Genomic DNA, 24,101 nt, shown 5'->3' on the forward strand with positions numbered 1-24,101 from the left:
ATGGCGAGACGCAATACCAGACGCGAAAAGCTGATCACCCTGGCGCTTCATGTCGGGCTGTTCGCCGGCCTTTTCTTCGCCGCCTTCCCGATCTACTGGATGCTCGCCAGTTCCTTCAAGACCAATGGCGAGATCTTCGCCCTGCCGCCGACGATCCTGCCGAAGATCTTCACCTTCGAGGCCTATGCCGCGATCCTGACCGACCCGGTGAAGCTGCGCTTCTTCTTCAACAGCTATCTCGTCGCCGCAGTCGTCACGATCCTGACGGTGTTCATCGCACTGTTGGCGGCCTACGGCTTCAGTCGCTTCACCTTCCGCGGCAAGGCGGCACTGAGCACGCTGATCATCAGCACCCAGACCCTGCCACCGATCACGCTGCTGATCCCGTTCTTCGGACTGGTCGTGTCCTACGGGTTGTTCGACACCTACGCGGCGCTGGTGCTGACCTATCTCGTCTTCACCCTGCCTTACGCGATCCTCCTGATGACCGGCTATCTCAACACGCTGCCGCGCGACCTCGACGAGGCCGTGGCCGTCGATGGCGGCTCCAGCTGGACGGCGCTGTGGCGGGTGATCGTGCCGATCTCGGTTCCCGGGATCGTCGCCACTTCGGTATATACGTTTCTCCTGTGCTGGAACGAGTTCCTCTTCGCGTTGACCCTGACCAAGTCGACCGATATGCGCACCGTGCCGATCGGGATCCAGCTCCTGATGGGCCAGCACGCCTTCGAGTGGAACCAGATGATGGCGATGAGCGTGCTCGGTTCCCTGCCGCTGCTGGTCATCTATCTGATCGCCCAACGCTACTTCCTCGCCGGCATGGCCGCCGGTTCGGTGAAGTGATCGCCCAGGGCGATCGCTGACTCCCGAGACAATCCACGAAGGAATCCTCGATGTACAAGTTCGACAAGGGCCCGATCCTCGTCACCGGCGCCAGCGGTGGCATCGGCGGCGCCACAGTCCGCCAGCTTACGGAAGCCGGCGCCGAGGTCATCGCCAATGGCCGCAACGAGGAGGCGCTGGCCGGCCTCGCAAAGGCGACGGGCAGCCGCACCTTGCCCTTCGATCTCCAGTCCGAGGACGAAATCCGCGGTGCGCTGGAGGGGCTCGACATCTACGGCGTCGTCAATTGCGGCGGCTGGGGCGGCGAGATCGCGACGCCGATGGACACCGACATCGACGTCTTCGACAAGGTCATGTCGATCAACGCCCGCGGCGCGCTGCTGGTGACGAAATATGCCAGCCGCGCGATGATCGCGGCCGGGCGCGGCGGCGTCTTCGTCAACGTCTCCAGCCAGGCATCGCTGGTCGGCCTCAAGGGCCACATCTCCTACGGCTCGTCCAAGGCCGCCCTGGACAACATCACCCGCGTTTCCGCGCTGGAACTCGGGAAATACGGCATCAGGGTCAACAGCGTGAACCCGACGGTGGTGATGACGCCGATGTCGACCTGGTACTGGGGCAAGCCGGAGATCGAGAAGCCGTTTCTCGAGACCATGCCACTCGGCCGCTGGGCGAGCGAGGACGAGATCGCCGCGCCGATCGTCTTCCTCCTGTCCGATGCCGCCTCGATGATATCCGGCGTCACGCTGCCGATCGACGGCGGGTTCACCGCCGTATAACAGCCTGCGCTGGCATGGCGGCTGGAACAGCGCCAGCCGGGCCGCCGCCATCGCCTCCCGGTGGCGGCGCCATATCTGGTCGAACCCAAGTGGCCGCCGACGAGGCCGCGGCCGGAGCGATGGGCGCTGCTGGTCGATGCGCTGGGGATGACGCTGCCCCGATGGCGCCACGGCGCCGCCGTCTCGGCCGGCAGCCGCCGCATTGCCGAGGCGACGGGCGCAATGATCGGCACGGCGCTCGGACCGCGCATCCGGCGTCATGAGGCCGTCGACCCCATCCGGTCAGATCCGTGAGGAAAGGTGGGCGATCTGGCTGCCGAGCCGGTAGTAGCCCTCGCGCAGCTGGCGCAGGCGCTGCGGCTCCGGCGTCGTCACCGGCAGCGGCAGATCCTCTTCCGCGAGCTCGCCGAGGATGTGTCGGGCGAGGGTGTGGCCGAAGACGGTTCCCGGCGCGATGCCGCGGCCGTTGTAGCCGCTGAAGGAGACCACCTTCTCGTCGAGGCGGTGGAACTTCGGCAGCGAGTCGGCGGTCATGCCGATCTGGCCGTACCATTCGGCCTCGAATTCGATCTCGCCGAGTTGCGGAAACAGCCGCCTCAGGCTGCGCCGGGCCCAGCTTCGATGAATGCTCGCCCCGGCCCCTTCGAGCGCGCCGACGCTGCCGATGATTAGCCGGCCCGCCCGGTCGAGGCGGAAGGAGGAGAGAACTTCCTTGGTGTCCCAGCAGCCCTGGCGCTCCGGCAGGATGGAGCGGGCGACGTTCGAGGACAGCGGCCGGGTGGCGATGTTGAAATAGGGCAGATGCACGATCTCCTGGCGGATCTGCGGCCAGGGCGTGCGGGTATAGGCGTTGGTGGCGACGACCACCCACTCCGCCGTCACCGAACCGCCGGGCGTCGCGAGGCGCCAGCCTTCGCCGGCGCGGCTCGTCTCGGTGACCGGGCTGGCCGTGAAGATCTCGGCGCCCGCGGCAGTGGCGGCATGGCCGAGGCCGCGGACATAGGCGAGCGGCTGGACGGTGCCGGCCCGCCGGTCGAGGAGGGCGCAGGAATAGGCCGGCGAGCCGGTCAGCCGCCGCGCCTCGTCCGCATCGAGGAGCTCGACCGGGGCGCCGCGCTGCTGCCACTGGCGGGCTCGCTCGGCGAGCTCCCCGGCGCCCTTCTTGCCGACGCCGAGATGCAGCGTTCCGGAGCGCTCGCTCTCGCAGGCGATCTGATGGCGATCGATCAGCTCGAAGACCTGCCGGGGTGCGTCGCCGAGAAGGTCGAGCAGCCGCTCGCCATGGACCGCGCCGAGGACGCCGGGGAGGTCGTCCGGCATTACCCACATTCCGGCGTTGACGAGGCCGACATTGCGGCCCGAGCCGCCGAAGCCGATTTCGGCCGCTTCCAGCACCGCCACGCGCAGACCGGCCTCGGCGAGGTGGAGCGCCGCCGACAGACCGGTGAAACCCGCGCCGACCACGGCGACGTCGGCGCCAAGGTCCGTGCCGAGCGGCCGGGTCACCGGCGCCGGTGGCGCTGTACGCTCCCAGAGGCCGTGAGAACGCGGGTCGTTCAGCATGGGACGGGTTCCTTCGGACGTGGGCCGGCGGAAAGCGCCGTCCACGCGATGACGACTGCGGCTCGCCGCAGGGCGTTCCGTTCGGCGGCGACAAAAGAAGGTCGTCGCTGCCGACCGCGCGCCGCAAGGATCTGAGCGCGCCGCGCTGATTCGAGCAAGCCCCTCGACGTTGCCGGAACTTTGGACCGGAAACGGTCCTTTGCCGAAGGGTGGCCGCCGTGTGCCATCAGTCGTGCCCCCGGCTCGTCGCATGCGACGAGCGCCTGTTCGGCGCCGTGACGAGCTCCAGAATCAGCCCGGCCGGGACCCGCCGCGTCCCTCATGCAGAGACGCGGCCGGCCCCGGCCGGATTTTAGCCACGTTGGGATTGCCCGCCTGAGGGGCGCGCCCGTTCAGCCGAGGACGTGCCTGACCGCCTCTTTCGTCTTGGCGACGATGAGATCGGCATCCTCTTTCGTCAGGCAGAAGGGCGGCGCGAAGCCGAGGATGTCGCCCTCCGGCATCGCGCGGCCGATGACACCGCGCTCAAACAGGGCGGCGGCGATTTTCGGGCCGACCTTCTCGGACGCATCGAAGAAGCGGCGATCGTCCTTGTCCGCGACGAATTCGACGGCCGCGAGCAGGCCTTCGCCACGCACCTCGCCGACATTGGCATGGCCTTCCAGCGCATCCTTCAGGCCGGCGAGGAAATACGGGCCGACCTCGCGGACATTGTCGATGAGGGCGAGATCGTCGATCAGCTTCAGATTGGCGACGCCCGCCGCCGCGCAGATCGGATGGGCCGAATAGGTCCAGCCATGGCCGAAGGCGCCGAGCTCGTCGACGCCGCTCACGAGGCCGTCCCACATGCGCTTCGAGACGATCGAGCCGGACAGTGGCGCATAGGCCGAGGTGAGGCCCTTGGCGATGGTGATGAGGTCCGGCTTCATGCCGTAGTGATCCGAGCCGAACATCGAGCCGAGACGGCCGAAGCCGGTGACGACCTCGTCGGCGACGAGCATGACGTCGTATTTGTCGAGAACGGCCTGGATCTTCTGCCAGTAGCCGGCCGGCGGCGGCACGATGCCGCCGGTGCCGAGCACCGGCTCGCCGATGAAGGCGGCGACGGTGTCCGGGCCCTCGGCGAGGATCATCTCCTCCAGCTGGTCGGCGCAATATTGCGAGAACTGCGCCTCGCTCATCGAGCGGTCTTGGCGCCGGAAGTAGTAAGGCGAGACGGTGTGGAGGATCGGCGCGCGCGGCAGGTCGAAGGCGTTGTGGAAGAGCTGCAGGCCGGTGAGCGAGCCGGTCATCACGCCGGAGCCGTGATAGCCGCGCCAGCGCGAAATGATCTTCTTCTTCTCCGGCCGGCCGAGAACGTTGTTGTAGAACCAGATCAGCTTGATGTTGGTCTCGTTGGCGTCCGAGCCGGACAGGCCGAAATAGACCCGGCTCATGTGCTCTGGCGCCCGATCGATGATCATCTTCGACAGCTGGATCGAGGCGTCCGTGCCGTGGCCGACATAGGCGTGGTAATAGGCCAGTTCATGGGCCTGCTTGGCAATCGCGTCGGCGATCTCGGTGCGGCCGTAGCCGGCATTGACGCAGTAGAGCCCGGCGAAGGCGTCGACATGGGTGCGGCCGGTCGCGTCGGTGATGCGCACGCCCTCGGCGCCGGTGATGACGCGGGTCGGGCTCTCGCCGCGGGCATGGGTGCCCATATGGGTCGAGGGGTGGAAGAAGTGATCGCGGTCGAAGGCTTCGCGTTCGTTCGAGGCGTCGAGCATGATGACGGCTCCTTTCAGGTTTTCTCTGCAGGTTGGTGGTTTTGCGGCCGGATCAGGTCAGATCGGCGCAGACATATTTGACGTCGGTGAAGGCCTCGAGGCCGTGACGCGAGCCTTCGCGGCCGAGGCCGGACTGCTTGACCCCCCCGAAGGGGATCGGCGCGCCGGTGATCTTCACCCGGTTGACGGCGACCATGCCGTATTCGAGCGCGGCGGCGAGGCGGGTGGCGCGGACGCCGTCCTTCGTCACCACATAGGCGACGAGGCCGTATTCGCTGTCGTTGGCCCGACCGACGACCTCGTCCTCGCTGTCGAAGGGGGCGAGCGCCGCGACCGGGCCGAAGGTCTCCTCCCGCATGATCAACGCCGCTTCCGGGACGTCGGCGAGCACCGTTGGCCGGTAGAACAGCGGCCCGGCCGCATCGCGGGTGCCGCCGGTGAGCAGCCTCGCGCCGCGGGCTCTCGCATCCTTTACCTGCGCCTCGACCTTGGCGATCGCCCGCTCGTGCATCAGCGGGCCGATGTCCGTGCCCTCGTCGAGGCCGTTGCCGACGGTCAGCGCCGCCGCCTTCTCCGCAAAGCGTTCCGCGAATTCCTCGTAGACCGGCCGCTCCACATAGATGCGGTTGGCGGCAAGGCAGTCCTGGCCGGAGGTGGCGAACTTCGCGTCGATGGCGATGGCGACGGCCCGGTCGAGATCGGCATCGGCGAAGACGATCAGCGGGGCGTGGCCGCCGAGTTCCATGACGAGGCGCTTGACCGTCGGCGCCGACTGCGCGGCGATCAGCCGGCCGATCTCGGTCGAGCCGGTGAAGCTCATCGCGCGGACACGGGGATCGGTGCACATCGCTTCGACGATGGTCGCGGCATCGCCGGTGACGACATTGAAGACGCCCGCCGGAAAGCCCGCCCGTTCGGCGAGTTCGGCAAGGGCGAGGGCCGAGAGCGGCGTTTCGGCGGAAGGATGGGCGACGACGGTACAGCCGGCGGCGAGTGCCGCGGCCGCCTTGCGGGTCAGCATGGCGGCTGGGAAATTCCACGGCGTGACGAGGCCGGCGACGCCGACCGGCACCCGCGACACGCTCATCGCCGCGCCGGGCAGGTGGCTTGCCACGCTCTCGATCGAGACGCGCTTGGCCTCCTCGGCATAATAGTCGACGAAGGACGCGGCATAGTCGATCTCGCCGCGCGCCTCGGCGTAAGGCTTGCCCTGTTCCAGCACCATCAGGAGTGCGAGGTCGTCCTGGGCCGCCAGGATCAGGTCGTTCCAGCGTTTCAGGACCTTGCCGCGTTCCTGCGGCAGCAGCGCTTTCCACGCCGGGAAGGCGGCCTGAGCCGCATCGATCGCCGCCGTCGTCGCCGCGGTGTCGAGGGCGGCGACGTGAGCGAGGGTCGCACCGCTGGCGGGATCGGTGACGGCAAACGTCGCGCTGCTGCCGCCACGGACCCAGCGCCCGCCGACATAGGCGTTGTCGCGGAAGAGCCGGGGGTCGGCGAGGCGGTCGAGGGCGGGGTGGAATTCGTTGCGGGCGAAGACGGCGCTCATGGATGATCTCCGGGGTTTTCCCCGCGAACGGGCGAAAAGGCCGGCGATGCGTGCCGACATGGCCATGAGCTTAAGCGGTCGGCGCCGGAGGAACGGGCTGAACAGGCGCCGGCGACCGCCTGTCTGGACTGAAGTTCGAGGCTTTGGGAGAGAGTCTCTCTCCTGCGGGCCCTGCCGCCCCCGCCTCCTCGCATGCGAGCCGGGACACCTCCGCAGGCGGCGGCAACGCGACACACTCACCCCTCGGTTTCCTTCACGGTCCTCGTGACGACGTAGGTAAAATAGCGGGCGATGCCGATCTCGCGCTCCAGCCAGCCGTCGATCAGCCGCTGATAGGCGTCGATGTCGCTTGTCGCGACTTTGAGGACGTAGTCGACGCCGCCGCCGACGGACCAGCAGGCGGTGACCTCTGGCGTCTCCCGAACCACCTTCTCGAACCGGTCGAAATCGGCCTGGCGATGCTGGCCGAGGGTGATTTCGACGAGCACCGTCGCCCGCGGCGCGACCAGGCGCCATTCGATCCGGGCATGATAGCCGGCGACGATGCCGGCCTCCTCCAGACGCTTCAGCCGGTTCCAGCAGGGGGTCGGGGAGAGCCCGACCTTCTCGGCCAGCTTCAGCTTGGTGATCCGCCCCTCGCGCTGGATGGCGCCGAGGATCTTCAGGTCGATCGGATCGAGCTTGATGGGCGGCATTGGCATGGCATTCCTCGATAGGCGTCGCATCACCATATTGCCCAATGACATGATTTGCGAAAGAGTGCTTTCATGACAATGCCTTTCCTCGATCCCGCGACGCTGCACCGGCCGGTCTATCAGTCGCTCGCCGATCAGATCGCCCGTGCCATTGCCGACGGTCATTTGGCGAACGGCATCAAGCTGCCGCCCCACCGCATCCTCGCCCACGATCTGGGGATCTCGGTCCAGACGGTGAGCCGCGCCTATGAGGAGCTGATTCGCCGCGGGCTGGTCTCCGGCGAGACCGGCCGCGGCAGCTTCGTCAGGCGCCACGAGCCGGCGGGCGAGGTGCCCTATCTTCAGGAGAGACCGGGCGAGGTGGTCGATCTGTCGATCCTCAAGCCGGTCTGCGAGACGATGCATCTCGACAGGATGAAGGCGGTGCTCGCCGAGATGGCGGCGGATCTGCCCGCCAGTGCGGCTCTGTCGTTCCGTCCGAACGTCATCTTTCCAGGCCACCGGATTGTCGCCGCCGAGTGGCTGCGCCACTGCGGCTTGAGCGTCTCGCCCGGCAACGTCGTCCTTACCAACGGGGCGACGGCAGGCATGACCGTCGCAATGATGAGCGCCGCCTCGACCGGCACGGTGATCGCCACGGAGGCCGTCGGCCACCACACGCTGGTGCCGCTGGCGAGCTATCTCGGGCTGAAGATGGCCGGCGTGGCGATCGACGGGGAGGGGATGGTTCCCCAGGCGCTGGCGGCGCTCTGCCGGCAGGAGGACGTGCGCGCGGTTTTCCTGCAACCCTCGCCGATCAATCCCTCCGCAACGATGATGGGTCTCGAACGGCGCGAGGCGCTGATCGACGTTGCCCGCTCCAACGGCCTGACGATCATCGAGAACGATCCGCTCGGCCCTTTGATCGAAGACCGTCCGCCGCCGGTCGCGGCGCTGGCGCCGGAGCGTACGCTCTACGTCACGAGCTTTACCAAGACCGTGCTGCCCGGCCTTCGCACCGGCTATCTCGTCGCCCCCGATCGGCTGATGCCGGCCGTCGCGAACCGCCATCTGGTCAGCCACTGGATCGCCACGCCGCTGCTCGCCGAGATCGCTTCGCGCTGGGTCCGCGACGGCACGGCCATGGAACTGGTGCGCTGGCAGAGGGCGACGCTGAAGAAGCGTCAGGCGATCGTCAGCAGCATGCTGGAGGGCATTCCTCATGCCGCCCATCCGCAAGGGCTGCATGTCTGGCTGCCGCTTGCCAGCCGGGCGGAGGAGGAGGTCTTCGTCGCCCAGGCGCGGCTGCGCGGCGTCGCACTGGCGCCGGGGCGCAGCTTCCAGATCGGCCGGGACGAGCACCCGGCGGTGCGCATCGCCGTCGGCGCGTCGAACGAGAGCGAGCTCAGGGCCGGTCTCAGGATCGTCGCCAGCCTCTTCCACGCAGCGCCGGAGCCGCTGCTGCTCGCGATCTAGGCATTATGCCGCCGAAGGAGCGGCGCGCTGCCGGATTGCATGGCAGGAGTCGGATTATTGTACTGATTTAATTTTCCTGATTGACATGATTTGCTTCTGGGCCACATCCTAAGTCTTCGAAACCCGAAGACAGAGGACGTGCGTGGTCGAACCCGTCATCAAGCTCGAATCCGTCACCAAGCGCTTCGGCTCCCTGACCGTGCTGGACGAATTGTCCTTCGAGGTGAAGCCGGGGGAGAAGCTGGCACTGATCGGGCCGTCGGGATCGGGCAAGACCACCATCCTGCGCATGCTGATGACGCTGGAGCACCCGTCGGAGGGGCGCATCACCGTCGACGGCGACTATCTCTTCCACATGAAGAACGGCAACGGCCTCGTGCCGGCGAGCGAGAAGCATCTCCACGAGATGCGCCGCAAGATCGGCATGGTCTTCCAGCACTTCAACCTGTTTCCCCACAAGTCGGTGCTGCAGAACATCACTCTGGCGCCGATCCTCACGCAGAACGTGTCGAAGGTCGATGCCGAGAAGCGCGGGATGGAACTCCTCGACATGGTGGGTCTCGCCGACAAGGCGGATGCCATGCCGTCGCAGCTGTCCGGTGGGCAGAAGCAGCGCGTCGCGATCGCCAGGGCCTGCGCGCTTCGCCCCAAGATCATGCTGTTCGACGAAGTGACCTCGGCGCTCGATCCGGAACTGGTCGAGGAAGTGCTGAACGTCATGCGGCGCCTTGCGGCCGAAACCGACATGACGATGCTGCTGGTCACCCATGAGATGAACTTCGCCAAGGATTTCGCCGACCGGGTGCTGTTCTTCGATAGTGGCCACATCATCGAGGACGGCCCGCCGGCAGAGATCTTCACCAATCCCAGCCACGAGCGCACCCAGAGTTTCCTGCGCAAGGTGCTGGCCGCGCATTAGCGGCACGGCCGGCGGCTTGCCGGTCTCGCCGCGACGACCATGACACCCCAATCCCAACCCAACGGAGTTGCCATGAACCGCCTGATTTCCCTGTCCCGCCGCGCCGTCCTCGGCGTCGCAGTCGCCGGCCTTGCCGCCGCCAGCGCCGCGCCCGCCATGGCCCAGGATGCGCTCGAGCAGCTGAAGGAGAAGGGCTCGGTGCGCGTCGCCATCGGTAACGAGCCGCCCTATACCGAGCTGAAGTCCGACGGGACCGTGTCTGGCGCCGCACCGGACGTCGCCCGGGCGGTGTTCAAGAAACTCGGCATCGACAATCTGGAGCCGGTCGTCTCCGAATACGGCGCGATGATCCCGGGTCTGCAGGCAGGCCGCTTCGACGCCGTCACCGCCGGGCTGTTCATGAAGCCGCAGCGCTGCAATGCCGTGGCCTATTCCGAGCCGGTGCTCTGCGACGCCGAGGCCTTCCTGGTGAAGAAGGGCAATCCGAAGGGGCTCACCACCTTCAAGTCGATCGCCGACAGCTCCGACGCCACCATCGGCGCGCCGGGCGGCGGCACCGAGGAGCGGCTGGCACTCGAAGCCGGCGTGCCGCGCAGCCGCGTCATCGTCGTCCCCGATCCGCAGAGCGGCCTGACCATGCTGGAGCAGGGCCGCATCGACGTCTATTCGCTGCCCGTCCTGTCGATCAACTCGCTGGCCAAAAAAGGCGGCGACGGTCTCGAGGTCATCGCTCCGGTCGAGGATTCGCCCATCGCCTGCGACGGTGCGGCCTTTGCCAAGGACCAGACGGCGCTGCGCGACGCCTTCGACAAGGGCCTCGCCGAGCTGAAGGAATCCGGCGAGTTCGCCGCCCTCGTCGAGCCCTACGGCTTCTCGGCCGCCGCGGCGATGAAGACCTCGCGCGAGAAGCTGTGCGCCGCAGCGGAGTGAGAGGCGGGGGCTCTTTGAAGGAGCCCCTTGCACGGAGCGCAGGAATCCGCTGCGCTCACGCTTTGCATTAGCCCCTCATCCTGAGGTGCGAGCGCAGCGAGCCTCGAAGGGCGAGGGGCGCTTGGCGCAGGCAGACACGTGGCATGATCCCCGGGCCCGTCTCGGGGATCTCCCGAACCGGCCGTCGCGGGATCGATGAAGAGCGATCGGTCGGGCAATGAGCCCCTCCCATCGATGGCAGTAGATCCTCGGGACAAGCCCGAGGATGACGCCGCGGATGGATGGGCGTCCCGCCGCTTCGTCGTTCGGCTCGTCCTGCGGTTGGCTCCGCTCACGCGGGGCTACATCAGGTCCGGGTCGCTTCGCTGCCACCTTCGCAGGTCCGGAGCCAAAGGTCCGGCGGACACCCGTCCCGCCGGCGCCATCGAACCAGACACACCAACCCTTCGAGGACCCGGACCTTCATGGAGATGTGGCTCGGCTACATGCAGCTCATTCTTCACGGCGCCTGGATCACCATCCAGCTCACCGTCTATGGCTGCGCCTTCGCGCTGGCGGTCGCGCTCGTTGCGGGCCTCGGCCGGATATCGCCCTTCGCCCCGGTGCGGTGGATCTCCGTCGGCTACATCGAGTTCTTCCGCGGCACCTCGATCTTCGTCCAGCTGTTCTGGATCTACTACGTCCTGCCGCTGATGGGCTTCACCCTCAGCCCCATGCAGGCGGGTGTCCTCGCCCTCGGGCTCAACGTCGGAGCCTACGGCGCCGAGGTGGTGCGCAGCGCCGTCCAAGCCGTCGATGAGGGCCAGAAGGAGGCCGCCGTCGCCGTCAATCTCACCCGCTACCAGACGATGCGCCACGTCATCCTTCCCCAGGCGATCGTCATCATGCTGCCGACCTTCGGCAACAACGCCATCGAACTGCTCAAGGGAACCGCGATCGTCTCGTTGATCTCGCTCTCCGACATGACCTTCCAGGCCCAGGTGGTGCGCGCCCAGACCGGCAATACGGCGGTGCCCTTCATCACCATCCTCCTTCTCTACTTCGCCATCGCATCGGTGATCAGCTTTGCCGTGCGATCCCTCGAAAGGCGCCTGACGCGCGGCCTCGACGGCGTTCGGGCTTAAGGGAGGGAACTGCTCATGGACTGGGACTGGCAATTCGTCTGGCAGATCCTGCCGACCCTCGCCGAGGGCGCCAAGATCACCATCATCGCAACGCTGCTCGGCTACGTCCTCGCCGTCGTGCTCGGCCTCGTCCTGGCGGTCATGCGCCGTTCGCACAACGGCTTCGTCTCGAAACCGACCGCCGGCGTCGTCGAATTCGTGCGCGGTACGCCGCTGCTCGTGCAGCTGTACTTCCTGTTCTACATCCTACCCGAGGCGGGCATCACGCTCGGGCCGCTGGTCGCCGGCGTCATCGGCCTCGGCCTGCACTATGCGACCTACACCTCCGAGGTCTACCGCGCCGGCATCGACAACGTCCCGCGTGGCCAGTGGGAGGCGGCGAAGGCCTGCAATCTCACCGCCCGCCAGACCTGGCGCCACATCGTCCTGCCCCAGGCGATCATGCCGGTGATCCCGGCGCTGGCGAACTATCTGATCGCAATGTTCAAGGAGACGCCGCTGCTCTCGGCGATCACCGTCCTCGAACTGATGAACCAGGCCCGCTCGATCGCCAACTACAACTATCGCTATGTCGAGCCGATCACCCTCGTCGGCGTGTTCTTCCTGGTGATCAGCCTGATCTCGGTGATTGGGGTGAAGTATCTGGAGCGCCGTTTCGGCAGCTACGGCAATCGCGGCAGGGCGGCGACATGACGGCGATGCGGGAGCTTTCGCCTTCGGCCGTCAGCCTGGACGAGCGGCCGATTGCGCGGCGGGTCGGGCTGATCCTGCTGTCGACCGACCACACGACGGAACTGGACTATGCCCGCCTCGTGTCGTCGGACGAGATCGGCGTCTATGCAAGCCGTGTCGAGTACGCCAATCCGACGACACCGGAAAACCTCCTCGCCATGCGCCCCCGCCTCGCCGAGGCGGCGGCCGCGATCCTGCCGGGCTCGGATCTCGACGCGGTCTGCTTTTCCTGCTCCTCGGCCTCCGCGGTGATCGGCGACGTCGCCGTGACCGAGGCGGTCCAGGCCGGTAAGCCCGGCATTCCCGTGGTGACGCCGGCGCTCGCCGCGGCCAACGCGTTGACCGCCCTCGGCACGCGCAGGATCGCGGTGCTGACGCCCTATCTCGCCGAAACCACCCGGCCGCTGGTGGAGTACATGGAGAAGAAGGGCTTCGAGCTGTCGGCCGTCAGCTGCCTCGGCTTCGACGACGACCGGGTGATGGCGCGGATCTCGCGTACTGCGCTGATCGAGGTCGCCGCAGCCGCGATGACCGACGAGGCAGAGGCGCTGTTCATCTCCTGCACGGCGCTCCGTGCGGTTTCGGTCGTCGCAGACATCGAAGCGCGGATCGGCCGGCCGGTGGTCACCTCCAACCAGGCGACGATCTGGGAGTGCCTGCAGCACTGCGACGCCGCGTTGAAGCTGGCGAATGCCGGGCGGCTGTTCGGTCACAAGTTGCCGAAGGCGGCGTGAGATGACGGATGCAGCGGTGACGATCACAGACATCGAGGCCGCGGCGCGGCGCATCGCCGGCCATGTCCGCCGCACGCCCATGGAGCGCTCTGCGGCGCTCTCGGATCTTTGCGGCGTGCCGGTCCATCTGAAGCTCGAACACTGGCAGGAGACCGGCGCCTTCAAGCTGCGCGGGGCGACGAATGCCGTCCTGTCCCTGACCGACGAGGAGCGGGCGAGGGGCGTCGTCGCCGCCTCTACCGGCAATCACGGGCGCGCGCTCGCCCATGCGGCAAAGACGGCCGGCGCGCGCTGCGTCGTCTGCCTGTCGAACCTCGTGCCGCAGAACAAGCGTGACGCCATCACCGCGCTCGGCGCCGAGCTTCGCGTCGTCGGCAAGAGCCAGGACGATGCGCAGATCGAGGTCGACCGGCTGGCGCGCGAGGACGGCATGGTGCCGCTGCCGCCCTTCGATCATCCGGACATCGTCGCCGGACAGGGAACGATCGGCCTCGAAATCGTCGAGGACATTGCCGACGTCGAGACGGTGCTGGTGCCGCTGTCGGGGGGCGGTCTGATCGCCGGCATCGCGGCGGCCGTGAAAGCAAGATCGCCGAAGACCCGCATCGTCGGCATTTCCATGGCGCGCGGCGCGGCGATGCAGGCGAGCCTTGCCGCCGGCCATCCGGTCGAGGTCGAGGAACTTCCAACACTTGCCGACTCGCTCGGCGGCGGCATCGGCCTCGACAACCGCCTGACCTTTGCGATGGTGCGCGATCTCGTCGACGAGGTGGTGCTGCTCAGCGAGGCCGAGATCGCGGCCGGCATCCGCCACGCTTATTTCGCGGAGCGCGAAATCCTCGAAGGCGGTGCCGCCGTCGGCATCGCCGCGCTCCTTGCCGGCAAGATCGAGATGCGCGGCCCGACCGTCGCGGTCCTGTCCGGTCGCAACGTCGCTATGGATCAGCATGCCCGCATCGTCGCCGGCGCGAACGGGCTGGAGGAGGCCGCCTGATGCCGCAGATCCGCATCCTGACCGAAGCCGAGCTTCGGCAGTTCGTCAGCCTCGACATCGAGACCATCGACGCCATCGAGGCGGCCTTCCTGGCGCTGGCGACGAAGCCGGTCGCCATGCCGGAGATCATGCGTCTCGACATCCCGGAGCATCGCGGCGAGGTCGACGTGAAGACCGCCTATGTGCCGGGGCTGTCGGGCTTTGCGATCAAGGTCAGCCCCGGCTTCTTCGACAACCCGAAGCTCGGCCTGCCCAGCGTCAACGGGCTGATGATGCTGCTATCGGCAAGGACTGGCCTCGTCGAGGCGCTGTTCCTCGACAACGGCTATCTCACCGACGTGCGGACGGCCGCCGCCGGCGCCGTCGCCGCCCGCCATCTGGCGCGGGAAGACGCCTCGGTCGCCGCGATCTTCGGCGCCGGCGTCCAGGCGCGGCTGCAGCTGCAGGCGCTGACGCTGGTCCGGCCGATCCGCGAGGCGCGGATCTGGGCCCGAGACTTTGCCAAGGCGGAACAGGTGGCAGCCGAGCTGTCGACCGAGCTGGGCCTGGCGGTCACGGCGGTTGCGGCGGGTCGGGACGCCGTCGACGGCGCCGACGTCGTCGTCACCACCACGCCCTCCGAAACGCCGGTCCTGATGGCCGATTGGCTGCAGCCCGGCCAGCATGTCACCGCCATGGGCTCGGATGCCGAGCATAAGAACGAGATCGAGCCCGCGGCCATTGCCCGCGCCGACCTTTACGTCGCCGACAGCCTCAAGCAGACCCGGCGGCTCGGCGAACTCCACCACGCCATCGCCGCCGGAGTGGTCGCGGCCGAAGTGACTTTTCCTGAAATGGGTCAAATCGTTGCAGGCCTTTCCGAAGGTCGAACATTCGATGATGCGATCACCATCGCGGACCTCACCGGAACCGGCGTCCAGGATACGGCGATCGCCACCCTTGCCCATGCCCGCGCGCGCTCCGGCGATCGCGGCACTCCCTTTGCAACCTGACAGGAAAGACGGCCCGATGTCGGTGCCCCAGCTGAAATTCACCCGCGAGGAATATGCCGCGCGGCTTGCCAAGACCCGCCGCGCCATGGCGGCCAGGGGCGTCGACGCCCTGTGGGTCTCCGACCCCTCCAACATGGCCTGGCTGACGGGCTATGACGGCTGGTCCTTCTACGTCCATCAGGGCGTGCTGGTGCCGCCCGAAGGCGACCCGATCTGGTTCGGCCGCGGCCAGGATGCCAATGGCGCCAAGCGGACGGCCTATCTCGGTCACGACGACATCGTCGGCTATGCCGATCATTACGTTCAGTCGACCGAGCGCCACCCGATGCAGGCGCTGGCCACCCTGATCAAGGATCGCGGCCTCGATCGCCTGACCATCGGCGTCGAGATGGACAATTACTGGTTCTCCGCCGCCGCCTTCGAGACCATGTGCCGGGACTTGCCTGGGGCGCGTTTCGTCGACGCCACGGGGCTGGTCAACTGGCAGCGCGCCGAAAAGAGCGCGCAGGAACTCGACTACATGCGCATCGCGGGCCGGATCGTCGGGGCGATGCACCAGCGCATCGTCGACAGGATCGAGCCCGGCATGCGCAAATGCGATCTCGTCGCCGAGATCTATGACGCGGGAACACGCGGCGTCGACGGTTACGGGGGCGATTATCCGGCGATCGTGCCGCTGCTGCCCTCGGGTGCGGATGCCTCGGCACCGCATCTCACCTGGGACGACAAGCCGATGAAGGTCGGCGAGGGCACCTTCTTCGAGATCGCCGGCTGCTACAACCGCTACCATTGTCCGCTGTCGCGCACCGTCTTCCTCGGCAAGCCGAGCCAGGCCTTCCTCGATGCCGAAAAGGCGACGCTCGAAGGCATGGAGGCCGGCCTTGCAGCGGCGAAACCCGGCAATGCCTGCGAGGACATCGCCAACGCGTTCTACGCGGTCCTGAAGAAATACGGGATCGTCAAGGACAACCGCACCGGCTATCCGATTGGCCTGTCCTATCCGCCGGACTGGGGCGAGCGGACCATGAGCCTTCGCCCCGGCGACCGGACCGAGCTGAAGCCCGGCATGACCTTCCATTTCATGACCGGCCTCTGGCTTGAGGACATGGGTCTCGAGATTACCGAGAGCCTTGCCATCACGGAGACCGGCTACGAACTCCTGGCAAACGTGCCGCGTAAGCTGTTCGTCAAGGACTGATCCCCATGTTCGGACCCGAACCGATGGCCGAGCTGCCGCCATCGCCCGTCGTCGCCAAGGTCGAGTTCGACACTGACGGCATTCATCACGGCTTCCTGCGCATGCCCTACAGCCGCGACGACTCGGCGTGGGGCTCGATCCTGACGCCGATCACCGTCGCCAGGAACGGCGACGGGCCGACGGCGCTGCTCACCGGCGGCAATCACGGCGACGAATACGAGGGCCCGATCGCGCTGTTCGATCTCGCCCGCAATCTCGACCTGTCGCAGGTGACGGGCCGGATCATCATCGTTCCGGCGCTGAACTACCCTGCCTTCCGGGCCGGGACGCGCACCTCGCCGATCGACAAGGGCAATCTCAACCGGTCGTTCCCGGGTCGGCCCTTCGGCCAGCCGACGGAGAAGATCGCCGACTTCGTCACCCGCAATCTCCTGCCGATGGGCGACATCGTCCTCGACTTCCACTCCGGCGGCAGGACGCTGGACTTCCTGCCGTTTGCCGCCGCGCACGTTCTCGACGACAAGCAGCAGGAGGCGGCCTGCTTTGCCGCGGTCCGGGCGTTCGGCGCGCCCTATTCGGTGAAGATGCTGGAGATCGACGCGGTCGGGATGTTCGACACGACGGCCGAAGCCATGGGCAAGGTGTTCGTGACGACCGAACTCGGCGGCGGCGGGACGGCAAGTGCCCGCACCGCCGGCATCGCCAAGCGCGGCGTCACCGATCTGCTGCGCCATGCCGGCATCCTGAAAGGCGAGCCGGAGATCCGCGAGACCCGTTGGCTCGACATGCCTGATGACCGCTGCTTCACCTTCTCGGAGATCGACGGGCTGATGGAGCCGCTGGTCGATCTCGGCGATCCGGTGAAGCAAGGCCAGCCGATCGGCCGCTCCTGGCCGATCGACCGGACGGGACAGGAGCCCTACACCTACACCGCGAAGATGGACGGAATCCTCGTCGCCCGGCATTTCCCCGGCCTGGTCAAGGCCGGTGACTGCATCGCAGTGCTCGGCGTCGTCGACTGACCGGTCGAGCGGCCGGCGGGGTCACCTGCGCCACGGCCGGCGGCTGTCAGCCGGATGCATGGATGCGGTGTGGCGCCTGCTGAGGCCGGAACCAGACAGCCAGCGGCTCCGGCCCGGCCGAGGGCGGAAGCGTCAGAGCCAGATGGCTGGAAGCGGGATCGGCCGAAAGGTCCTTCGTGCCGAGCTTGGCCGCGACGATGGCGCTGCCGGGGATCTGCGGAAAGGCCAAGGTCGCCTCGACCGTCCCGGCCGGGACGCGGCAGGAAAACGACGCCGGACCGAAGGTCATCTCGGAGAACATGCCCTGGCGATGGGTCTCGAAGATCACATCGGGGCCGCGCGTCAGCCTCAGCGACCCTTGCCTCACGGCCAGCCGGATCTGGCCGAGCGGGCTGTCCACCGGGCCGAAGACGACGTCCGAACCGGCGTTGGTCACGCTCCAGCCGCGCCAGGGCGAGAAGTCCATGAGTTCGCCGGTCGCGATCAGCGGCAGCATCGCGCTCCAGCCATAGAAGCGGTCGGCGTCGAGCTGATCGGTCGCCGAACCCGTCTCGGCATTGTAGTTTTCCGCCGCGATGCGCTGTTCCCGCCACGACGCTTCGAACAGCGCGAGGCTCTTCTGCGCCAGTTCCGCCGCTTGCCGATCGAAGCCGTAGCGGCGCAGGCCCTGCCAGACGAACCAGTTGACGTTCGGCCAGATGCGGCCGCGCCAATAGACGTTGTCGCGATAGGCGGGGTCGTCGCGGGACGCGTTCGGCATGACGAAGCGGCCGCCGAAGGTCGCCGGGTCGGCGAGGTGCTTAAGGAGGCGATCGGCCTGGTCCGGCGAGGCGGCGCCGCAGGCGAGCGGATAGAAGCTCGTCGGCCCGACGCTTCTGACGAAGCCGCCATTCCGCTGCCGGTTGGCGAACAGGCCGCGGCTGTCGTCCCACAACTCTTCGGAAATGCGCCGCTGCGTTTCTCCGGCGAGCCGGTCGAACTCCTCCGCCTCTTCGCGGCGACCGAGTTCGGCGGCAATCAGCGAGAGCATTTCCGCGTCGAGCGCCAGTGAAGAATTCAGCCCGACGTCGAAGGTCGAAAGCGTCCGGGTCGTCGGATCGTACTCCGCCTCGTCGTGGGTGGCGGAATTATCCATTCCCGTCTCGTTTCGGGCGCCGAAGGCGGTGCCCTTGTAGAGCGCCTCGCCGACGTCCGACGTGCCGCAGGAGACGAGGCCGGCTCCCGTGGGGTCGCGGTGGGCGCGCCACCAGCGTTGATTGCGGGCGAGCGGCTCGTAGCAGGTCTCGAGCAGCGAGCGTTCGCCGGTGCGCAGGTAGAGAAGCCACAGGACGAAGGCGCCGTTCGGCGTCTGGCTCCGGTCGACCCAGGCGTCGTTGGAGGTGACGATGCAGGCGAAATTGCCCTGCGGCGTCGCGCTCGCCATCGCCGCAGCGAGGTTGACGCGGGCAAGCTCGCGGTCGAACAGCCCGGCCATCAGCGCGTGATAGGTCTGGTCGTTGTACCAGACCGCGAACTCGCCGAGGTTCCAGATCCGGCTGACGGCGGTATAGGGCCTGCGGTTGACCGGGTCCCAGACGGTGTTCCAGGCCATCACGTCGCGAACGGCTTCGAGCGCCCGGGCGGGCGCCGCGCGCTCGGCCGACTGCTTCTCCGGTTGCTGCGAAGATGCTGCGGCCAGTGCCCCCCGGGCCTTCGCAACGGCTAGGTCCGCGTCGTCGGCGACCGCCGCGGCGAAGCGTCCCGCCCGCATCATTTCGAGGTTGAAGCGCAAGGCGATCGTCGGAGCCGCGGTGCCCCGGCTGGCGAGGTGGAAATAGCCGTTCGCCTCGAAATCGCTCGCAAGCGCCGAAACGTCCTCGTGGGCCGTGACCTGGACCGGCTCGTCCTCAGCCACGAGGGCGACGAAGCGCTGGCCGACTTTGACCAGTGTCGCGCGTTCCTCAGGCTTGTAAGTGACCGTCTCGCCGCCGTCCGCCGACAGGCAGATCGTCACCCAGAAGCGCAGGCCCCATTCGCCGAGCTCCAGACCCTCCCATCGCCCCGTGACGACAAAGGGATCGGCCGGCTTGGCATAGGACAGGGAAAGGCGTGTGCCAGCGTGGCTCGTCTCGATCTCGATGAGGCTGCCGTCGATCGCGTGGCGTCCGAGCCGGCAGTCGCGCGCCTGGATCGTCGTCGCCTTGCGGGTGCTGGTCGCGTAGAGCACCGGGCTGATGCGAACGCCCAGCGGCAGGAACACCATCTCCGCCGGCCGGTCCGACCACGTGTTCCAGGCGCGGTCGGCGGGAATGGTCGGATCGATCAGCGGGCGTTTCATGTCTCGTTCTCTCGCGGCCACGCCCGGGTGATTTCGTCGACACTCGCAAGCTCGATCTGTTCGGGCAAGCGGGTCGCCAGGTGCTCCATCAACCAGTCTTGCGACGTCTCGGCGGCGCTCGCCAGCGCATCGATGGCGACGACGACGCGAAAGCCGCGCTCGATCGCATCCACCACCGAGGCGAGGACGCAGACGTCGGTTTCGACACCGGAAAACACCAGCGTGTCGGCGCCGATCGCCCGCAGGCGCTCTTCCGTATCCTGCGGGGTGAAGATCGAATAGGTGGTCTTGTCGATGATGCGCTCAGCCACCGCGAGGCGGTCGAGCGGCGCGACGAGGTCGAGAAGCGCCGGTTCCATTCGCTCGCCCGTCAGCTCCGGCCAGCGCTCGTAGTAGCGCCGCCAGCACCCCGGCGCGTCGGCGGCGCGCTTCGGAACCAGGAAGCGGGCGAAGAACGCGCGTTCGGGGCGGTGCTCGATCAGCCTCAGGATCGGCGGCAGGATGGCGTCGAGGCCGGGCGTGTGCCACGGCGTCTTCTCGGCGAAGACCCGCTGCATGTCGATCACGACATGGACGGTGGAAGCGGGCAGGAGCTCGGCGAGCGGCATGGTGGCCTCAGCCTTCGACCATCACGCTGTGGCGCGCCGCCCAGGAGAGGACGACGGCGCTCCCCGCGGCGAGAGGCGAGCCGTCGCTGTTCTGGGCGAAGACCTTCAGGTGAAGGTCTCCCGTCCGGAGCATGTAGGTCAGCGCCGTTCCCGTATAGATCACCGAGGAGACCGTCGCCGGCAACCTGTTTTCCAGCGCGTCGTTTCCCGCCGAATCCGCCGGCCGGATCGCGATCTTCTCCGGCCGCACGGCGACCGTCACGCTCGTGCCGTCCGCCGGCAGGGCGTCTTGCGTGGCGATGGTCGCGCCGGCGATCTCGACCGTGTTGCCGCGGATTTTCCCGGTCAGGAAATTGGCGTCGCCGAGGAATTCGGCGGCGAACTTGGTGCGCGGCCGCTCGTAGACCTCCGCCGGGCGGCCCATCTGGACGATCCGGCCGCGATCGAGGATGGCGACCTTGTCCGACAAAGTCAGCGCCTCTTCCTGATCGTGGGTGACGAAGATGGTGGTCAGGCCGCTTTCGCGCTGGATGCGCAGGAGCTCGACCTGCATCTCCTGGCGCAGCCGCCGGTCGAGGGCCGAGAGCGGTTCGTCGAGGAGAAGCACGTCCGGCCGGATGACGATCGCCCGCGCCAGCGCCACACGCTGCTGCTGGCCGCCGGAAAGCTGCCTCGGATAGCGCCCGCCGAAGCCCGGCAGTCGCACCATTTCCAGCGCCTCGTCCACCTGCGCCTTCGCCACCTTGCCGCGAATGCCGCGCCGGCCGAGCCCGAAGCCGACATTGGCGGCGACGCTCATATGCGGGAACAGGGCATAAGACTGGAACACCATGCCGATGTTGCGCGCATGGACCGGGACGCCGGTGACGTCGGCGCCGGCGATGCGCACGGCCCCCTCGTCGGGCGCGACGAAGCCGGCGATGATCCGCAGGAGCGTCGTCTTTCCGGAGCCGGACGGGCCGAGCAGGCTGGTAAAGCTGCTGCTCTCGAAGCTCTGGGTGATGTCCGTGAGGACCTTGGTGGCGCCATAGCTCTTGGCGACGGCGGTCACGTCAACTCCGCTCACCGATGCCTCCCGGTCTGGCGAAACGCGCGAAGCCGAGGATGACGATCATCGAGGCGACGAGCAGGATGGTGGAAATGGCGTTGATCTCGGGCGTGAAGCCCTTGCGGATCGCCGAATAGATCTCGACCGGCAGGGTCGTCATGCCCGGTACCGACAGGAAATAGGAAATGACGAACTGGTCGAGCGAGACGGCGAAGGCGAAGAGCGCCGCGCCGACGATGCTCGGCAGAAGCAGCGGCAGCGTCACCCGGAAGAAGGCGTGGATCGGCGTCGAGCCGAGACTCATGGCCGCCTCTTCGAGATCGGCCCGCAGCGTCTGCAGGCCGGTGCCGACGACGAGCACGACATAGGGGATGGCGAGGGCGACATGGCCGATCAGCATGGCATGGAGCCCGCGTCCGATGCCGGTCCAGAAGAAAAAGACCAGCATCGCCGTGCCGGTGATCAGCCAGGGAATGGCGATCGGCGGCAACAGCAGAATACGCAAAATCGACCGGCCGCGAAACGTACGCCGCCAAAGGGCGAGCGCGGCAAGCGTGCCGAGCGCGGTGGCGATCACCGACGTCAGCACCGCCAGCCAGATGCTGTTCCAACCGGCCTCGATCAGCCGGCCGTTGCCGGCGAGTTCCTGGTACCAATGGGTGGTGAAGTCGAAGGGCAGCGCATAGAGCGGCGAGGCGTTGAAGCCCATCGCCGCCATCACGACGATCGGCAGATAGAGGAAGACGAGCACGAGGGCGAGAAACAGGCGGGCGATCTTGATCATGCTCGGCCCCTCACGTCGCGGCCGAGCGGCGCAGCACGCCGGAGAAGGTCGCGAACACCGCGAGGACGACCGCCAGCATGGTGAAGGCCAGCGCGGAGCCGAGCGGCCAGTTGAACGCCTGGGTGAACTGGTCCTCGATCACCGTGCCCATGGTCACGCCCACCCGGCCGCCGAGGATGCGCGGTTCCATGAAGGCGCCGATCACCGGCACGAAGATCAGGATGGCGCCGGTGACGAGGCCGGGGGCTGCGAGCGGCACGAGGATCTTGAAGAGCACCGTCCACCATCTCGCCCCGAGGCTCTGCGCCGCCTCGATCACCGCCTCGTCGATCGACAGCAGCGCGATGTAGCAGGTGAGCACCATGTAGGGCAGGTAGCCGTGCACCAGGCCGAGGACGATGGCGGGCGTCGTGTAGAGGAAGCCCAATGACGGTGCGGAGGGCCAGAACCAGCGGACGAAGGTGTCGAGGAAGCCGCCCTCGCGGATCACCATCGTCCAGGAGAAGACACGGACGAGACCGTTCGTCCAGAACGGCAGGAGGACGAGGATCAAAAGTGTCTCCCGCGCCCGGCCGGCGGTGGCGCGAACCAAAGCCAGCGCCGCGGCAAAGCCGACGACCGCGCAGATGCCGGTCGTCCACAGCCCGATCGACAGCGACGCCCAGGCGACGCCGAGCAGATAAGGCTGGTCGTAGAAGGCGCGATACTGCTCGAGCGTCCAGACGACCGGCTTGTTGCCGAGCGGCGTCGCATGCAGGAAGGAAAAGGCGAACATCGCCGCCAGCGGCAAAAGCACCGCCAGGGTCAGCCAGGCATAGCTCGGCAGCAGCAACGCCGCCGTGGCGACCCAGGGCGGCATGCGGCGGCGCGCGGCCGGAAGGCCGGCCACGCCGGCCTCAGGCGGCATAGAACGCCTTCACCTCCTGCCACAGATTGTTGAAAGCCGTGCGGCGCTCGTCCGGCAGCGGCGCCATCAGGGTCATCGTCTCGATGTATTCCGGCTTGTGGATCTCGCGGTTGAGATCGTCCGCCGGCAGCTCTTCCATCGCCTTTTCGTTGGCCGAGGCCGGCGCGCCGACCTTCGTCGCCCATTCGACGTAGAATTTCGGGTCGATCATGTAGTTGATGAACTTCGCCGCCGCGTCCTGGTTCTGGCTGGTTGCCGGAATGGAGAGGCTGTCGAGCCAGCCGATTGCGCCTTCCTTCGGCACGACGAAATGGAGCGGCAGTTTGAACTTGCGCTGCGAGCGGACGGCGGCGCCGGACCAGTAGACCGACAGGTCGAATTCGCCGGCGGAGAACGCCTTGTTCCACTGGTCTTCGCTCGACCAGAGCAGCTTGACGTTCGGCTTCATCGCCTTGAGCTGCTCGGCGACCTTGTCGAGATCCTTCGGATCGTTCATGTCCTGCCCGGACAGGAAGGCGCCGATGCCGATCATCGTCACGGCGTCGTCGAACAGGGCGACCTTGTTCTGGTAGTCGGGCGCGGCCAGCGCGGCGTAGCTTGCCGGCTTGTCCATGCCGTCGCGGATCGCCAGCGCGTTCATGCCCCACACCCAGGAGACGCCGTAGAGCTTGCCGTCGGTTTTCAGATAGGCGTTGTCGCTGAGTGCCGGCGCGAGACCCGACGCATTCGAGAAGTTCGCCAGATCGAGCGGGGTCAGGAGATCCTCGCCCGCCGCCTGCTGGGAGCGGGCGCTATTGATCAGCACGACATCGTAGACGCCGGGATTGGTGCGCAGCTTCGTCAGCATTTCCGCTTCGGAATTGAAGTAGTCGTGGACCACCTCGATGCCGGTTTCCGCGGTAAAGGCTTCGACGGCCCAGCTCTCGTCGGTGCCGTAGCCCTGCCAGTTGAGGACGGTGATGCGATCGGCCGCGCGTGCCGGTCCGACGAGCAATCTGGAGCCTGCGAGGGTGGCAAGTCCGGCGCCCATCACGGCCAGCGTCCGACGTCGCGTCAACTTCAGCATGATTGCAGCACTCCCCCCGATCGATGCCCGCTTTTATTAGCGTACAAACGAATAAAGCATCATCCCAAAGGGCGGTCAA

The 24,101-nt window shown here is 67.3% G+C and carries 22 protein-coding genes; 12 read left to right on the forward strand and 10 right to left on the reverse strand.

The window, feature by feature from the left end; all coding sequences use genetic code 11:
- Both GTK09_RS15970 and GTK09_RS15975 read left to right on the forward strand, forming a co-directional pair.
- Positions 1-843, forward strand: a complete 843-nt coding sequence (locus GTK09_RS15970; protein ID WP_163464306.1) for a carbohydrate ABC transporter permease — start codon at positions 1-3, stop codon at positions 841-843.
- A gap of 50 nt (positions 844-893) precedes the next feature.
- Positions 894-1,622, forward strand: coding sequence for an SDR family oxidoreductase (locus tag GTK09_RS15975; protein WP_163464307.1), 729 nt, complete (start codon positions 894-896; stop codon positions 1,620-1,622).
- A 282-nt stretch (positions 1,623-1,904) separates the two neighbouring features.
- Here the strand turns inward: GTK09_RS15975 and GTK09_RS15980 are convergent, their stop codons facing one another.
- The 4 genes from GTK09_RS15980 to GTK09_RS15995 all read right to left on the reverse strand — a co-directional run bounded on the left by GTK09_RS15980 (position 1,905) and on the right by GTK09_RS15995 (position 7,192).
- On the reverse strand, positions 1,905-3,185 hold the full coding sequence (locus GTK09_RS15980; RefSeq protein WP_163464309.1) for an NAD(P)/FAD-dependent oxidoreductase: 1,281 nt from the start codon (positions 3,183-3,185) through the stop codon (positions 1,905-1,907).
- Between the two features lie 392 nt (positions 3,186-3,577).
- A complete protein-coding gene (locus GTK09_RS15985; protein ID WP_163464311.1) occupies positions 3,578-4,951 on the reverse strand; it encodes an aspartate aminotransferase family protein in 1,374 nt (457 codons plus the stop codon).
- A 52-nt stretch (positions 4,952-5,003) separates the two neighbouring features.
- Complete coding sequence (locus tag GTK09_RS15990) at positions 5,004-6,497, reverse strand: NAD-dependent succinate-semialdehyde dehydrogenase (protein WP_163464313.1); 1,494 nt, start codon at positions 6,495-6,497, stop codon at positions 5,004-5,006.
- Between the two features lie 236 nt (positions 6,498-6,733).
- Positions 6,734-7,192: an Lrp/AsnC family transcriptional regulator gene (locus GTK09_RS15995; RefSeq protein WP_163464315.1), complete on the reverse strand. Its 459-nt coding sequence runs from the start codon at positions 7,190-7,192 to the stop codon at positions 6,734-6,736.
- Between the two features lie 72 nt (positions 7,193-7,264).
- On the opposite strand from GTK09_RS15995, the gene ehuR reads away from it, so the two are divergent.
- The 10 genes from ehuR to doeB all read left to right on the forward strand — a co-directional run bounded on the left by ehuR (position 7,265) and on the right by doeB (position 17,292).
- Positions 7,265-8,647 (forward strand): MocR-like ectoine utilization transcription factor EhuR, encoded by a 1,383-nt coding sequence (gene ehuR, locus GTK09_RS16000; RefSeq protein WP_163464316.1) that lies wholly within the window; start codon positions 7,265-7,267, stop codon positions 8,645-8,647.
- A gap of 142 nt (positions 8,648-8,789) precedes the next feature.
- On the forward strand, positions 8,790-9,566 hold the full coding sequence (ehuA, locus tag GTK09_RS16005; RefSeq protein ID WP_163464319.1) for an ectoine/hydroxyectoine ABC transporter ATP-binding protein EhuA: 777 nt from the start codon (positions 8,790-8,792) through the stop codon (positions 9,564-9,566).
- Between the two features lie 72 nt (positions 9,567-9,638).
- Positions 9,639-10,496 (forward strand): ectoine/hydroxyectoine ABC transporter substrate-binding protein EhuB, encoded by an 858-nt coding sequence (gene ehuB / locus GTK09_RS16010; protein ID WP_163464321.1) that lies wholly within the window; start codon positions 9,639-9,641, stop codon positions 10,494-10,496.
- Positions 10,497-10,960: 464 nt separating this feature from the next.
- Positions 10,961-11,620, forward strand: a complete 660-nt coding sequence (gene ehuC / locus GTK09_RS16015) for an ectoine/hydroxyectoine ABC transporter permease subunit EhuC (protein WP_163464323.1) — start codon at positions 10,961-10,963, stop codon at positions 11,618-11,620.
- A gap of 15 nt (positions 11,621-11,635) precedes the next feature.
- Complete coding sequence (gene ehuD / locus GTK09_RS16020) at positions 11,636-12,313, forward strand: ectoine/hydroxyectoine ABC transporter permease subunit EhuD (protein ID WP_163464325.1); 678 nt, start codon at positions 11,636-11,638, stop codon at positions 12,311-12,313.
- On the forward strand, positions 12,310-13,086 hold the full coding sequence (gene eutA / locus GTK09_RS16025) for an ectoine utilization protein EutA (protein WP_163464327.1): 777 nt from the start codon (positions 12,310-12,312) through the stop codon (positions 13,084-13,086). The genes ehuD and eutA overlap by 4 nt, the downstream gene beginning before the upstream one ends.
- A gap of 1 nt (position 13,087) precedes the next feature.
- Positions 13,088-14,080 (forward strand): hydroxyectoine utilization dehydratase EutB, encoded by a 993-nt coding sequence (gene eutB / locus GTK09_RS16030; RefSeq protein ID WP_163464329.1) that lies wholly within the window; start codon positions 13,088-13,090, stop codon positions 14,078-14,080.
- Positions 14,080-15,072: an ectoine utilization protein EutC gene (gene eutC, locus GTK09_RS16035; RefSeq protein WP_163464331.1), complete on the forward strand. Its 993-nt coding sequence runs from the start codon at positions 14,080-14,082 to the stop codon at positions 15,070-15,072. Before eutB ends, eutC begins: the two co-directional genes overlap by 1 nt.
- A 16-nt stretch (positions 15,073-15,088) precedes the next feature.
- Positions 15,089-16,270 carry an ectoine hydrolase DoeA gene (gene doeA, locus GTK09_RS16040; RefSeq protein WP_163464333.1) on the forward strand — a complete coding sequence of 394 codons (1,182 nt, stop codon included), beginning with the start codon at positions 15,089-15,091 and terminating at the stop codon, positions 16,268-16,270.
- 5 nt (positions 16,271-16,275) lie between these two features.
- Complete coding sequence (gene doeB, locus GTK09_RS16045; RefSeq protein WP_376768009.1) at positions 16,276-17,292, forward strand: N(2)-acetyl-L-2,4-diaminobutanoate deacetylase DoeB; 1,017 nt, start codon at positions 16,276-16,278, stop codon at positions 17,290-17,292.
- A gap of 46 nt (positions 17,293-17,338) precedes the next feature.
- Here doeB and GTK09_RS16050 read toward each other — a convergent pair whose 3' ends face one another.
- From GTK09_RS16050 to GTK09_RS16075, 6 genes are read right to left on the reverse strand one after another with little or no spacing between them, the layout of a single operon-like run.
- Positions 17,339-19,609, reverse strand: coding sequence for an MGH1-like glycoside hydrolase domain-containing protein (locus GTK09_RS16050; protein WP_246217947.1), 2,271 nt, complete (start codon positions 19,607-19,609; stop codon positions 17,339-17,341).
- A complete protein-coding gene (locus GTK09_RS16055; RefSeq protein WP_163464335.1) occupies positions 19,606-20,217 on the reverse strand; it encodes a cysteine hydrolase family protein in 612 nt (203 codons plus the stop codon). The genes GTK09_RS16050 and GTK09_RS16055 overlap by 4 nt, the downstream gene beginning before the upstream one ends.
- A 7-nt stretch (positions 20,218-20,224) precedes the next feature.
- Positions 20,225-21,283 (reverse strand): ABC transporter ATP-binding protein, encoded by a 1,059-nt coding sequence (locus GTK09_RS16060; protein ID WP_163464337.1) that lies wholly within the window; start codon positions 21,281-21,283, stop codon positions 20,225-20,227.
- Positions 21,270-22,049, reverse strand: a complete 780-nt coding sequence (locus tag GTK09_RS16065) for an ABC transporter permease (protein ID WP_163464339.1) — start codon at positions 22,047-22,049, stop codon at positions 21,270-21,272. The genes GTK09_RS16060 and GTK09_RS16065 overlap by 14 nt, the downstream gene beginning before the upstream one ends.
- Before the next feature lie 10 nt (positions 22,050-22,059).
- Positions 22,060-22,956: an ABC transporter permease gene (locus tag GTK09_RS16070; RefSeq protein WP_163464341.1), complete on the reverse strand. Its 897-nt coding sequence runs from the start codon at positions 22,954-22,956 to the stop codon at positions 22,060-22,062.
- On the reverse strand, positions 22,946-24,022 hold the full coding sequence (locus tag GTK09_RS16075) for an ABC transporter substrate-binding protein (protein WP_163464343.1): 1,077 nt from the start codon (positions 24,020-24,022) through the stop codon (positions 22,946-22,948). Before GTK09_RS16075 ends, GTK09_RS16070 begins: the two co-directional genes overlap by 11 nt.
- Positions 24,023-24,101: the final 79 nt, after the last annotated feature.

The organism is Jiella pacifica (genome assembly GCF_010500815.1).
GTDB lineage: Bacteria > Pseudomonadota > Alphaproteobacteria > Rhizobiales > Rhizobiaceae > Jiella > Jiella pacifica.